13 protein-coding genes are annotated in these 12,707 nt (G+C 70.5%); 3 read left to right on the forward strand and 10 right to left on the reverse strand.

What is annotated here, in order from left to right; translation table 11 throughout:
• Window positions 1-116 precede the first annotated feature (116 nt).
• The 6 genes from IG02_RS39700 to IG02_RS0122955 all read right to left on the reverse strand — a co-directional run bounded on the left by IG02_RS39700 (window position 117) and on the right by IG02_RS0122955 (window position 6,666).
• Complete coding sequence (locus IG02_RS39700) at window positions 117-935, reverse strand: SigE family RNA polymerase sigma factor (RefSeq protein ID WP_078854730.1); 819 nt, start codon at window positions 933-935, stop codon at window positions 117-119.
• A gap of 357 nt (window positions 936-1,292) precedes the next feature.
• Complete coding sequence (locus tag IG02_RS36820; RefSeq protein ID WP_037803959.1) at window positions 1,293-2,522, reverse strand: aspartate-semialdehyde dehydrogenase; 1,230 nt, start codon at window positions 2,520-2,522, stop codon at window positions 1,293-1,295.
• 28 nt (window positions 2,523-2,550) lie between these two features.
• Entirely contained in the window at window positions 2,551-3,819 is a 1,269-nt protein-coding gene (locus IG02_RS0122940; RefSeq protein ID WP_030751265.1) for an aspartate kinase, read from the reverse strand.
• A 219-nt stretch (window positions 3,820-4,038) separates the two neighbouring features.
• Window positions 4,039-5,199 carry a hypothetical protein gene (locus tag IG02_RS36825; protein WP_199814067.1) on the reverse strand — a complete coding sequence of 387 codons (1,161 nt, stop codon included), beginning with the start codon at window positions 5,197-5,199 and terminating at the stop codon, window positions 4,039-4,041.
• A 96-nt stretch (window positions 5,200-5,295) separates the two neighbouring features.
• Entirely contained in the window at window positions 5,296-5,991 is a 696-nt protein-coding gene (locus tag IG02_RS39705) for a transposase (RefSeq protein ID WP_234314869.1), read from the reverse strand.
• Between the two features lie 72 nt (window positions 5,992-6,063).
• Window positions 6,064-6,666: a TetR/AcrR family transcriptional regulator gene (locus IG02_RS0122955; RefSeq protein ID WP_030751275.1), complete on the reverse strand. Its 603-nt coding sequence runs from the start codon at window positions 6,664-6,666 to the stop codon at window positions 6,064-6,066.
• An 89-nt stretch (window positions 6,667-6,755) separates the two neighbouring features.
• Here IG02_RS0122955 and IG02_RS0122960 point away from each other — a divergent pair, with 89 nt between their 5' ends.
• A complete protein-coding gene (locus tag IG02_RS0122960) occupies window positions 6,756-7,688 on the forward strand; it encodes a zinc-binding dehydrogenase (protein ID WP_030751279.1) in 933 nt (310 codons plus the stop codon).
• A 486-nt stretch (window positions 7,689-8,174) separates the two neighbouring features.
• On the forward strand, window positions 8,175-8,585 hold the full coding sequence (locus IG02_RS0122965) for a VOC family protein (protein ID WP_030751282.1): 411 nt from the start codon (window positions 8,175-8,177) through the stop codon (window positions 8,583-8,585).
• A 184-nt stretch (window positions 8,586-8,769) separates the two neighbouring features.
• Here IG02_RS0122965 and IG02_RS0122970 read toward each other — a convergent pair whose 3' ends face one another.
• The 3 genes from IG02_RS0122970 to IG02_RS0122980 form a co-directional block, all read right to left on the reverse strand.
• Entirely contained in the window at window positions 8,770-9,438 is a 669-nt protein-coding gene (locus tag IG02_RS0122970) for a DUF5063 domain-containing protein (protein ID WP_030751285.1), read from the reverse strand.
• On the reverse strand, window positions 9,431-10,030 hold the full coding sequence (gene recR, locus IG02_RS0122975; RefSeq protein WP_030751288.1) for a recombination mediator RecR: 600 nt from the start codon (window positions 10,028-10,030) through the stop codon (window positions 9,431-9,433). The genes IG02_RS0122970 and recR overlap by 8 nt, the downstream gene beginning before the upstream one ends.
• An 80-nt stretch (window positions 10,031-10,110) precedes the next feature.
• Window positions 10,111-10,446 (reverse strand): YbaB/EbfC family nucleoid-associated protein, encoded by a 336-nt coding sequence (locus IG02_RS0122980; RefSeq protein WP_030751292.1) that lies wholly within the window; start codon window positions 10,444-10,446, stop codon window positions 10,111-10,113.
• Between the two features lie 410 nt (window positions 10,447-10,856).
• On the opposite strand from IG02_RS0122980, the gene IG02_RS0122985 reads away from it, so the two are divergent.
• Window positions 10,857-11,741: an SLATT domain-containing protein gene (locus IG02_RS0122985; RefSeq protein WP_030751294.1), complete on the forward strand. Its 885-nt coding sequence runs from the start codon at window positions 10,857-10,859 to the stop codon at window positions 11,739-11,741.
• Window positions 11,742-11,861: 120 nt separating this feature from the next.
• Here IG02_RS0122985 and IG02_RS0122990 read toward each other — a convergent pair whose 3' ends face one another.
• On the reverse strand, window positions 11,862-12,512 hold the full coding sequence (locus IG02_RS0122990) for a hypothetical protein (protein ID WP_030751296.1): 651 nt from the start codon (window positions 12,510-12,512) through the stop codon (window positions 11,862-11,864).
• Window positions 12,513-12,707 lie beyond the last annotated feature (195 nt).

Here is a 12,707-nt window from a genome sequence, read left to right on the forward strand (position 1 = left end):
TCCAGTCAGATCGTTCAACCGCGTATCCCGGTCCGCCGGATCGCTTCCCCGGCTCTCGTCACGGCTCCCCCCACGGCCGTCGCCGCCGCGGAAGCCGCGCCGGTCCCTCCAGGCACTCATGTCGTGGCCTCCATGGCGACGCGCAGCGCCGCGATACCGCGGGAGCCGTACGCCTTCACCGAACCGAGGGATATCCCCAGCGTCTCGGCGACCTGCGCCTCGGTCATGTCCGCGAAGTACCGCAGGGAGAGCACCTCGCGCTGGCGCCGCTGGAGCCCGCGCATCGCCTTGATCAGCGCGTCCCGCTCCAGCAGGTCGTACGCGCCCTCCTCCGCGCTCGCCATGTCGGGCATGGGCTTCGAGAGGAGCTTGAGCCCGAGAATACGGCGGCGCAGCGCGGACCGGGACAGGTTCACCACGGTCTGCCGCAGGTACGCGAGCGTCTTCTCCGGCTCCCGTACGCGGCTGCGCGCCGAGTGGACCCGGATGAACGCCTCCTGGACGACGTCCTCACAGGAGGCGGTGTCGTCCAGCAGGAGGGCCGCGAGACCGAGCAGCGAACGGTAGTGCGCACGGTAGGTCTCGGTGAGATGGTCGACAGTGGTGCCCGCAGCCATCGCTTCGTCAGGACTCCCGCGCCGGGAGGACGGCGACAGGGGCGACTTCGCGGCCTTCGGACTCTTCGACGCCCCGGACGGACCGACCGGAACGCCCGGCGCCCCCGGCACACCCGACGGATCCGTCGCGTCCGCCGGCGCCGCGGGTGACGCCGGCGAAGGCACGCGAGCCGGCCGCGCGGCCGGCATGGGCGCGATCACCGGCATGCCACCGGACGCACGGGAACGCCGAAGCGGGCGCACGGTCGCGTCGCGCACCGGGACGACCGCCGCGTCGCGTGCCGGAACGGCTTCCGCGATATCGAGAACCTCTGCCACTGCCACGTCTGTTGGACACGCTTCCCCCCGTCAGGGTTGTACGTGCACGCGATCTCGTCCGACGCTGCACCAATTAGCCTCATACGCCCCGCTCTCCCCCTATGCCCCATATCTGCGGCACCCCTGAAGGGTGACCGCAGAGACGCGTCCCGGCCGCCGGCGGTTGCAGTGTTTTCGAGGTGCTCTCGCGGGAGGACGGGACGCGCGTTGCCGCATACAAGAACGTCCCAGCTCAAGCGGTTCGGATCACAAGCTTGCGCACGGGACGTTCAGGACGTTCACGAATCCTACAAAGTTTAAGGACACCCTGGCGCCCGGGTTATGTCCAGGGCCGGTACGCACCGGCCGTCGGCCCGCCTACCGCCGCGCCGACAGCTCCGCCGCGACGGCCTCGGCGATCTGCGCGCTGTTCAGCGCCGCGCCCTTGCGGAGGTTGTCGCCGCAGACGAACAGCTCCAGCGCCCGCGGGTCGTCCAGCGAGCGCCGTACGCGCCCGACCCAGACCGGGTCCGTCCCCACCACGTCCGCCGGCGTGGGGAAGTCGCCCGCCTCCGGGTCGTCGAACAGCACCACTCCCGGCGCGGTCGCCAGGATCTCGTGCGCCCGCTCCACGCTGATCTCCTGCTCGAAACGCGCGTGCACCGTCTGGGAATGTCCGGTGATCACCGGTACGCGGACGCAGGTGGCCGTGACCCTCAGCTCCGGCAGGCCCAGGACCTTCCGGGTCTCCTCCCGGATCGCCAGCTCCTCCGACGACCAGCCGTCCTCCCCGGCCGAACCGGCCCAGGGCACGACATTGAGCGCCAGCGGGGCGGGGAAGGGGCCGGTGGCGTCCCCCACCGCGCGGCGCACATCGCCGGGGTGCGTGCCCAGCTCCGTACCGGCGACGAGGGAGAGCTGATCCCGCAGCGCGGTGACACCGTCAGGCCCCGCCGCGCTGACCGCCTGGTACGAGGAGACCACCAGTTCGCGCACGCCGAACTCGGCGTGCAGCGCGCCCACCGCGACGATCATCGACAGGGTGCCGCAGCCCGGCCCGGCGACGATGCCGCGCGGCCGGGACCGTACGGCATGGGGGTTCAGCTCCGGTACGACCAGCGGTACGTCGGGGTCCATCCGGAACGCGGACGAGTTGTCCACGACGACCGCGCCCTTCGCGGCCGCGATCGGTGCCCAATGGGCGGACACGGTGTCCGGTACGAGGAACAGCGCGACGTCCACGCCGTCGAGCGCTTCCTCGGAGAGTTCGACGACCTCGATCGCCTCGCCCCGCACGGAGAGCTCGCGAGTGTCCGGGAGGCCGCGACCGTCCGGGTGCGCGGGACCGCGACCGTCCGGGTGCGCGGGACCGCGACCGTCCGGGTGCGCGGGACCGCGGCCGTCGGAACGCGCGGGGGCCCGGCCGCCGGAGCGCGCGTGACCGCCGCGGCCGGCGGCCGTACGGGGATCGGCGCGTACGCCCGTACGCGGCGAGGCGATCAGCCGGATGTCGCCCCAGACGTCGGCGTGCTGCGACAGGATCTGGAGCGTGACGGCACCGACGGCCCCGGTCGCTCCCACGACCGCGAGCGTCGGCCCGCCGTTCATCGCACGGGACCTCCGGCCGGGCGGCGGTTCATCGTCCGGTGCCTCCGTAGACCACGGCCTCGTCGGAGTCGCTGTCGAGCCCGAAGGCGCTGTGCACGGCGCGCACCGCTTCCTTGACCTCGTCCGCACGCGTGACGACCGAGATGCGGATCTCTGATGTCGAGATGAGCTCGATGTTCACCCCCGCGTCCGACAGCGCCTCGAAGAAGCCGGCCGTGACGCCCGGGTTGGTCTTCATGCCGGCGCCGACGAGCGAGATCTTGGCGATCTGGTCGTCGTAGCGGAGCGACTCGAAGCCGATCGTGGACTTCGTCTTCTCCAGCGCGTCGATGGCCTTGCGGCCCTCGGCCTTCGGCAGCGTGAACGAGATGTCGGTCAGGCCCGTCGACGCGGCGGAGACGTTCTGCACCACCATGTCGATGTTGATTTCGTTGTTCGCGATGGCGCGGAAGATCGTCGCCGCCTCGCCGGGCTTGTCGGGGACGCCGACGACCGTGATCTTCGCCTCGGAGGTGTCATGGGCGACACCGGAGATGATGGCCTGCTCCACCTTGCGGTCCCCTTGCTCGTTGCTGACCCATGTGCCCTGAAGGCCCGAGAAGGAGGAGCGTACATGGATCGGGATGTTGTAACGGCGTGCGTACTCCACGCACCGGTGCAGCAGCACCTTGGAGCCGGAGCTGGCGAGCTCCAGCATGTCCTCGAAGGAGATCCGGTCGATCTTCCGGGCCTTCGGCACGACCCTCGGGTCGGCGGTGAAGACACCGTCCACATCGGTGTAGATCTCGCAGACCTCGGCGTCCAGCGCGGCCGCGAGCGCGACGGCGGTGGTGTCCGAGCCGCCACGCCCCAGGGTGGTGATGTCCTTCTTGTCCTGGGACACCCCCTGGAAGCCCGCGACGATGGCGATGTTGCCCTCGTCCAGCGCCGTACGGATCCGGCCCGGCGTGACATCGATGATGCGCGCCTTGTTGTGGACCGAGTCGGTGATGACGCCCGCCTGGCTACCGGTGAACGACTGGGCCTCGTGACCCAGGTTTTTGATCGCCATCGCCAGCAGAGCCATGGAGATACGCTCTCCGGCGGTCAGCAGCATGTCGAACTCACGCCCGGCAGGGATCGGCGATACCTGCCCGGCGAGATCGATCAACTCGTCCGTCGTGTCACCCATCGCCGACACCACGACGACCACTTGGTGGCCGTTCTTCTTGGCATCGACGATCCGCTTGGCGACCCGCTTGATGCCCTCGGCATCGGCGACGGAGGAGCCTCCGTACTTCTGCACGACAAGGCCCACGTGCGCTCCTCGCTCAGTCCATTGCTGTCGGCTCAGTTTAACGAGCAACCGCGGAACGACCCGGACATATCGCATCGTGAGATGACCCGCTCACGTGCCGAACGCCGACGTCGGCTCACAGCCGCTCGCTGACCATGCATGCCCCGGATGCCGTAGGGCACGCGGGAACGTGTGACGGGTCACACGCGCCGGAGGCGCCGGTCCGCGGGCGTCCGGCCCTTAAGTCCGCGTAGTCCTTGAGCTTCTCGCCGGGCGAACCGGCTCCGAGGGCTCCCGGCCGGAGGAGTGCGCTCTGGGTCGGCCGGGGGACCGGGCGGGCCTTGAAGCCGGCCGCCGCGCGGAGCTCCGCGGCCCGGCGGGCCGCGCGCGGAGCTCCGCGGCCCGCCGGGCCACGCCGACGTCGACCGGCACGGCGCGGAAGGTGTCCGGGATCCCGTCCAGGACAACCCCGGCCTCCTCCGCCACGTCGTAGGCGGCCATCTCCTTCCGGCATTCGACACAGACCCCTCTGATCAGCGTCACCACCGTCTCGGGCTGTTCGCAGGTGACGCACTCCATGAGCGCGTAATTGATGTGCGCGGGCGCACTCGCGCTCGCCGGCTCGGGCGGCATCTTCGTCTCCAGTCGGTTGCGGGCGATCGCCACGGGGCTGTGCATCGGATGCGGCAGCCCGGCGGTCAGGGAGCGAGTGAGGTGGTCCGGCGTCGCCCCGCGCGCCAGCCACTGGGCCGCGAGCGACTCGAGCGCGGCGCAGTCGGCCGCGGACAGGGCCATACGGGGTTCGGCGCGGCCGAGCCGCGCGAGGGTGCGGTAGGCGACGGACGGGGTGGCGGGAAGGACCGGGGTCTCGGGCCCCGCCTCGGGCGTGCGTTCCGGTGACGTCGGCCTCGGGTCCGGGACGGGTACGGGCGCCGGGTCCGGTGTGCTTACGGGCCCCTGTGCGGCCTCCTGCCCGGCTCCGCGCTCCAGTTCCGTGAGGTCGACGCCGCGCAGGCTCGCGACGTACGCCTTCCACCAGTCGTCCTCCCGCGCCGTCCGGGAGAAGTACGTCCGCGTCACCCAGCGACAACTGTTGTCCTCGACCACCAGGTGTTCCCGTACGCGCCGCAAGTGCCCGGCGTCGGAAAGGAACTTGAGCGCCTTGGAGCAGGCGGCCCGGCCGTAGTCGGCCACGTGCTTGGCCAGCGCCTTGTACCCGATCAGGGCGCCGTCGGGCAGCCGATCGATGTACGAGGCGACGACGGCTTCCCTCGTGCGCAGATGTGCGAAGTCGGCCGTGCCACGTGGGAGTTGTCCGGGCGCGGAGCGCTTGCCGTAACCCGTTTTGGCCAACGGGTGCACGGGAGCGGGCAGGGCGGCACCAGGCTCGCGGTAAGCCACGATCGAACCTTTTCTTCGATTCGCCGGTGAGGCCCCGGATTTGGTGGTGGTACACCAGCCGGGGCCGCTTAATGCTGCGAACGCCAAGCTTGTTTTTTATGGTCTGACCTGGCCACGTTCGGCGATGGTCTCGGGTCGCTTGACGGTTTTGCCCACGTCGTAGCGGTTGGCGGGGTGCCGGTTCTTCGAGCCGGGCGGGCGTCCGGGGCCAGGTCGGTTGGGTTTGGGCGCACGAGCCGGGCAGGGCAGGTTCGGGCGGAGGTTCCTGAACCCCCGGCGGACCCGGGCGGGGGTGAGTCGGCCGGGCTCGGCTGGCTTCTCCCAGGGGTGGCGGAGGTCCGCGGCCAGCGGCCGGGCGAGGCGGATTTGGGTGTGGGCGGCGATGACCAGCCAGGTCCACCGGTCCGCCGCCTGGGGCGTGCGGAGCCAGTGGCTGACGTCGACCGCAAGGACCAGACGCCCGTCGGCGGCCTGCGGCACGGGCAGGCCGGCCACTACCTGGCGCAAGCGGGGCACGTCCACGATCCCGCGGTTCAGCGCGTCGTACATCGCGCCGTGGCCGCGTCGGTGCTCGGCCACGAGCGTGAGGTCCACCGGCGAGGTCACCGGACCGTCCGCGCAGAGCAACGCGTCCACGAGCTCGAACAGTTCGTCCCCGCGCGCGGTCAGGCAGTCGAATAAGTCGTCCCGGAAGCGTGACGCTTGCGCGAACGCTTCCCCGGGATCGGTGTCAGGCAGCAGACTCACCTTCACGGTCTTCGTCTTGATCGGTGCACCTTGGTCGGAGCACATGATCAGACGAAGGCCGCCCCAGCGTCCGACGAACGCCTAGGTGAGCAGGCAAGTTCGAGGCTCATTTCGACCTCAGGCCATGAAGGACAAGCTGAGGGCGGAGTTCACGGATGAGCAGGACCGGCGCAAGAGTGTGGGCAGTTCGCCCGGTATGCAGTCGGGCAGCCATTCGTCCAGAGTGCAGCGCCAGGTTGCCACGAAGAACTCGATGAGGAGCCGCAGCTCGAGACGGCTCTGTACGTCGAGTCTGCGAGCGATCTCGGCTTGGACTTCGGCGCAGTGCCGCAGCGTGTACCCGTCGAGTGCGGGCGAGTCGGCGATCAGCCGCAGTGTGAGTGGGAAGCGCCGGTACCAGTCCTCATCCATGCGCTCGAGAGTGGTCAGCATGGCGTCGAGGAAGACGTCGGCCAGCGGCCCTGACTTCTTGATGCCGTCCAAGACTTCCAGGTAGACGTCCCAGAGCTGCTTGACGGCGGTGAGTGCCACGTCCTCCTTGGAGCGGAAGTTGCGGAAGAAGGTCCGCCGGGACACCTCCACCTGCTCCAGCAACGCGTCCAGCGGAGTGCTGTCGAATCCGCGTTCGCCGAAGAGCGTGACGGCGGTGTCGACCAATGCCTGGCGAGTGCGGAGCTTCTTCCGCTCGCGCAGGGTGGCGGGCTGTTCGGAGGTGGTCATCGTGAGCACTTTACCAAGCACGCCGAGATCGCGCATATGCTCTACTGAAGCAAACGCCACACTGTGGCACTTTATGGAGGGATGTTCCTGTGCGCGCACTCGTCGTCGACCACACCTCACCCGGACACCTGTCACTGACGGATGTCCCCGCACCGCGGCCCGCCGCCCACGAGGCGCTCGTGCGGGTCGAGTCGGTATCGCTGAACTTCGGTGAGGTCCATGAAGCGACCAGCCCGCAGATGCCGGGCGGCACCGTGCTCGGCTGGGACGCGGCCGGCGTGGTCGTCCAGGCGGCCGCCGACGGCTCCGGCCCGGCCGAGGGAGAGAGGGTCGTCACCCTCGGCGAGGCCGGCTGGGCCGAGCTCCGCGCCGTACCCGCCGCCCGGCTCGGCATCGCACCGAAGGACGCCGACCCCGGCGCACTGAGTACCGTCCCCGTCGCGGGACTGAGCGCCCTGCATGTGCTGCGCCGGATGGGATCGCTGCTCGGTCGCCGCGTGATGGTCACCGGTGCTTCCGGCGGTGTCGGCCGCTACGCCGTCCAGTTGGCCGCCCGCTCGGGCGCGCACGTCGTTGCCATCAGCCGGAACCCCGCCCAGGCGGAGGGACTGCGAGCCTTGGGCGCCCACGAGGTCCACCCCGAGCCGGCCGCCGCGCGGCAGCCCGTGTCCGCCGTTCTGGACAACGTCGGCGGACAGTACCTCGTCGACGCCTTCGCCACCCTGTCGGCCGGCGGCATCCTCTACAGCGTGGGCCGCTCCTCCGAGGCCGACGTGGTGCTGTCACCGGATGCCCTGCTGGGCAACGGAGGACGGCACGACCGGTCGATCCGCACCTTCTTCCTCTTCGGCGACCCCACCACCGACTTCTCCGCCGATCTGACCTGGCTGGCCGGAGAGATCGCCGCAGGCCGCCTCGATCCGGGCATCAGCTGGCGCGGCCCCTGGACTCGCCACTCCGAGGCAGTGCAGGCTCTGCTGGGCCAGCGCCTCCACGGCAAAGCCGTCCTCGATCTCGAGTAACCGGCCGGATTCGACACCGTCACAACCTCCGTCGGCACCGCACAACGCCGACGGAGGTTAAAGGACAAGCCAAGCGGACATCACGTTGAGGCGCAAGTTGAGCACATTAAGTCATATGTGCAGGTCAACGGCCGCCAGTTGACGAACCTGGAGGGCCCGGGAGGGAGGGTGGTCACCCATCTCCCTCCCCACTCATGGGTAAGGGCTCGAAGCCCGGGGCCCGGGGCTTGAGCTTCGGGACGACCTGCGACGACGTGTCGCGCGACGGGCGTCGGCGCCCGAGCCGGGCTCAAGGCGCACGCCGGTCCCGCCTCCGCCCCGACGCGGCTTCCACGTGGCTTCCACACGGCTTCCACGCGGATTCCATGCGGATTCCATGCGGATTCGAAAATACTTCCGTACCACCGATGAGTTCTGCCGCGGCCCCCGGTCCACCCCTCCGAACAGCGCGGACCGATCGCGCCCCGGACGAAGGCGGAACCCCTCATGTCGACCAAGATCTTCGTGAACCTCCCGGTGAAGGACCTGGAGGTCTCCAAGAACTTCTTCACCAAGATCGGCTACTCGATCAACCCGCAGTTCAGCGACGAGCACGCCGCGTCCGTCGTCATCAGCGACACCATCTACGTGATGCTCCTGACCGAGCCGCGCTTCAAGGACTTCACGAAGAAGGACATCGCCGACGCCTCGCGCACGACCGAGGCGATCCTCTGCCTCAGCGCGGAGAGCAGGGAGAAGGTCGACGAGCTGGCCGACACCGCCCTTGCCTCCGGCGGCTCCGCGGCGGGCGACCCGCAGGACCACGGCTTCATGTACGGCCGCTCCTTCCAGGACCCGGACCACCACATCTGGGAGGTCGTGTGGATGGACCCGGCCGCGGTCGAGGGCCAGGGCTGAGCGGGCCTCCGAGCCGGCTCGGAGCCGGCCCCGAGCCGGAACCACACCGTGCCGTACGGGCCCGTGCCGTACGGGCCCGTACGGCACGGGCCCCGGGTGGCGCGCTCAACGCAACCACCGACGCAAAAGCCCGCACCCGGAGCGCCGGCGGTCGACCGTCCCGCAGCCCCCGGGCCGGACGGCGTCAGCGGCGCCCGCGCAGCCCCAGCGGCGCCGCGATCTCCGCCGCCATCACCTGGCCCGCCTCCTCCGCCAGGAGGTCTTCCGGGTCCTCCTGCAGCGCCTGGTCCGTGTCCAGGCCGTCCAGCGCCGGCAGCGGCTGGTCGAGGCGGACATGGGCCACCAGCGACTGGAGCGCGCGCAGGGCCGCCGAGGCGGTGGAACCCCAGTTGGAGAAGTACGAGAACTGCCACCACCACAGCGCCTCGGTCGTCCGGCCCGCCCGGTAGTGCGCCAGGCCGTGCCGCAGGTCCGTGACCACGTCGGCGATGTCGTCGGAGATACGGGAGGCCACCGGCGCCTTGCGCGGCTCGTACGGGTCGAAGACCTCGGAGTAGACGTCGATCGGCTCCAGTATCACGGCGAAGCGCTCGCGCAGGTCGTCCACGTCCGGCTCCGGGCCGAGATCGGGCTCGTACCGTTCCTCCGGGAGGATGTCCTCGTGCGCGCCGAGCCGGCCGCCCGCCAGCATGAGCTGGGAGAACTCCAGCAGCAGGAACGGCACCGTGCTGTCCGGCTCATCGCCCTTGGCCACCTCCGTGACGGCGACGATGAAGCTCTCGATCTGGTCGGCGATCTGGACCGCGAAGTCGTCCGGGTCCTGGTTCACGGCGTGCAGCGTTGCGTCAGACATCGAGAAGTCGTCTCCCCTCGAAGGCACGCCCGAGCGTGACCTCATCGGCGTATTCCAGGTCGCCCCCGACGGGCAGACCACTGGCCAGGCGTGTGACTTTCAGTCCCATCGGCTTGATCATGCGCGCGAGGTACGTGGCCGTGGCCTCGCCCTCCAGATTCGGGTCGGTCGCCAGGATCAGCTCCGTGACGGTGCCGTCGGCGAGCCGGGCCAGCAGTTCACGGATCCGCAGGTCGTCCGGGCCCACGCCCTCGATGGGGCTGATCGCGCCGCCGAGCACGTGGTACGTGCCGCGGAACTCGCGCGTGCGCTCGATGGCCACGACGTCCTTCGGCTCCTCCACGACGCAGATCACCGCCTGGTCGCGGCGCACGTCACGGCAGATGCCGCACCGCTCCTCCTGAGCCACGTTGCCGCACACGGCACAGAACCGGACCTTCTCCTTCACCTCCAGCAGCGCGTGCGCGAGGCGGCGGACATCGGTCGGCTCGGACTGGAGGACATGGAAGGCGATCCGCTGCGCGCTCTTGGGGCCGACGCCGGGCAGCCTGCCCAGTTCGTCGATGAGCTCCTGAACCACGCCTTCGTACAAGGGATCGCCTCTCGGGTACGGCTCGTACGCGTAGGCCGGAACATGCGGCCCGTACGTACGGTAGTTGGTGTCGGGGGGACTTAGAAGGGCAGGCCAGGCATGCCACCGAGGCCCTGCGCCAGCGGACCCAGCTTCTCCTGCTGGAGCGCCTGCGCGTTCGCGTTCGCCGCGTGGACGGCGGCCACGACGAGATCCGCGAGCGTCTCCGTGTCGTCCGGGTCCACGGCCTTGGGGTCGATGACGAGGCCGCGCAGCTCTCCCGAGCCGTTGACGGTCGCCTTGACGAGACCGCCGCCCGCCTGGCCGTCGACCTCGGTGGCCGCCAGCTCCTCCTGCGCCCGGGCGAGGTCCTGCTGCATCTTCTGGGCCTGCTGGAGCAGGTCTTGCATGTTGGGCTGGCCACCACCGGGGATCACGGTCACTCCTGGTCTTCTCGTCGTCTTCTCGTCCTGGCGCGTTTCACGTGCCTTCTCGAACCTTCTCGCGCCTTCTCGTACCTCTAAAGCGAGCCTACGTGTTCCCCGCGCACCCCGCCGCACCCCTCGGTGACCAACTCTTTCGGGTGAATGTGAGTGGACTTTTCCCGGGCCCATTACCTGATCACGACCCACGGAAGGGGGAAATCAACAGGATTTCGGACACAGCGCCCACCATTCGGCGGTAGGAAGTGTTCACGCAGCCGCCTCGGCCCCTGGGTCACGGGACTGGGTGCGCGGCAGCGCGTCAACCGACCGTCGCCGTACGTCAACGACGCGTCGCCGTACGTCACGTCCCGCGTGCGTCACGAGCGGCGGCGCGGTCGCCGTACCCGTAGAGGAGTGCCCCGGTGAGCCAGCCGGAGATGCAGCCCGGAGGCCCCGCCAACGAGGAGGGCACCGCGCCAGGTGCGCAGAGCGCACAGGGCTCGCAGAGTGCGCAAGGTACGCACAGTGCGCACGGTGCCTGGTACGGCGGCGGCGAGGAGAACGGTACGGGGGGCACGGGAGCCGCGGGAGGTACGAGCGGCCCCGGCGGTGGTCCGGGCCGTCCCGGACACGCCGGCGATCTGACGGGGGGCCCGTTCCCGCAAGGCGACTGGGGCGAGCCCGCCGAACGGCTCGACGAGCTGTACCGCTGGGTGGAGGCGGGCGCGCTCCACACGGTCGGCTGGTACCTGGCGGACCGGGTGCGCAAGCGGCGCTTCGCCCGCGTCCTGCGCGGCGCGACCGCCCTCACCGGCACGGCGGGCGCCATGCTGCCGCTGCTGGACCTGACCGGCGCGCTGCCGGGTGCGGCGGGCTGGGGATACGTCGCGCTGCTGCTGGGCGCCGCGTCGCTCGCGTGCGACCGCTACCTGGGACTGACCTCGGGGTGGATGCGCGCGCTGGCGACGGCGCAGGCGGTGCAGCGGCGGTTGCAGACGCTCCAGTTCGACTGGGCGTCGGAGTGCGTACGGGAGGTCCTGGGCCCGACGGAGGGCACGGCGAGCGAGGCGGCCGAGCGGTGCCTGACCGTGCTGCGCCGGTTCACGGAGGACATGACGGAGCTGGTACGGGCCGAGACGGCGGACTGGCTGATCGAGTTCCGGTCGGGACCGGCGCCGCTGGTGATGCAGTCGATGCCGATGGGCGGCGGCCGGGGCGAGGGCGCCGTACCGCCGGCGGGGCGTTTCCCGCTGCCGCCGGGAGCACGGCCGAACATGCCCCGGCAGCGCCCCCCGGAGGCACGGTGACGCCGCGCGGCGCGCGGGGGCGGAGGCGGGAACACGGAGACGGACGGGTCATGCGGTGCGGCGGCGCCCCCGTGGCTCCGGGTGTCGTCGGCGCGGTGACGCCGCGCGCCCGTTCCACCGTCAGCTGAAGATGATCATCGAGCCTTGGCCCAGGCTCCGGGTGGCCGCCGCGTGCAGCCCCAGCCACACGTGCCGTTCCCGGGCGAACGGGCTGTCGTCGTACGGGACCGAGGTCGCCGGCTCCTCCAGGGACGTGGGCCGTTCCGGCGGGGTCGGGGCGGACGGGGGGTTGGCCGGGTCGATGCCGATCGACGGGGCGACGAATTCCAGCTCCCGCAGCAACCCCTGGGTGGAGCCCAACGGGCCTCCCCCCGCGAGGAGTTCCTCGTTGGAGAGCGGCGCGGAGAAGTCGACGGGGACATAGGCGCCGGCGTGGTCGTAGTGCCAGACGAGGTGGGACTGCTGGGCCGTCGACTCGAACATCTCCAGCAACTGCTCGTAGTCACCGCCCAGTTCACCGACGGGTGTCACGGCGAGGCCGCAGAGCTGGAGCAGGTACGCGCGGCGCAGGAAGTGCAGGGCGTCGTAGTCGAAGCCGGCGACCGGGGCGACGTCGCCCGAGAGGCCCGGCATGTAGGCGAAGACGGGGACGGGCGGCAGCCCGGCGTCGCCGAGTGCCTTGTCGTAGGTTGCGATCTCTTCGGCGAAGGGGTTGTCGGGGCTGTGGCACAGCACATCGACGAGGGGGACCAACCACAGGTCACAGGCCAAGGGAGGCTCGCTCTCCAACGGGTGCGTACGCGTGTGCTCGATCGAGTGGCGATCGTCGGGACAGCGTAATGCGGCGGGCAGCTTCCGCGTAGGGGCCGGGCGGGCACCGTCCGCCGATCGGCCCGGCCGGGAGGCCGGTCGTCCGGCCCGGTCGTCCCGCCGTCGTCATCTCGCCGTCGCCGTCGCCGTCCCGTC

Origin of the sequence: Streptomyces sp. NRRL F-5135 (assembly GCF_000719775.1) — a bacterium.
Classification (GTDB): domain Bacteria; phylum Actinomycetota; class Actinomycetes; order Streptomycetales; family Streptomycetaceae; genus Streptomyces; species Streptomyces hebeiensis.

Excerpts from the sequence above, each read along its gene's own strand:
- IG02_RS0122970 (WP_030751285.1), bottom strand. The coding sequence starts at position 9,438 with ATGTCTGACGCAACGCTGCACGCCGTGAACCAGGACCCGGACGACTTC.
- IG02_RS0122955 (WP_030751275.1), bottom strand. The coding sequence starts at position 6,666 with ATGACCACCTCCGAACAGCCCGCCACCCTGCGCGAGCGGAAGAAGCTC.
- IG02_RS0122965 (WP_030751282.1), top strand. The coding sequence starts at position 8,175 with ATGTCGACCAAGATCTTCGTGAACCTCCCGGTGAAGGACCTGGAGGTC.
- IG02_RS36820 (WP_037803959.1), bottom strand. The coding sequence starts at position 2,522 with ATGAACGGCGGGCCGACGCTCGCGGTCGTGGGAGCGACCGGGGCCGTC.
- IG02_RS39705 (WP_234314869.1), bottom strand. The coding sequence starts at position 5,991 with ATGTGCTCCGACCAAGGTGCACCGATCAAGACGAAGACCGTGAAGGTG.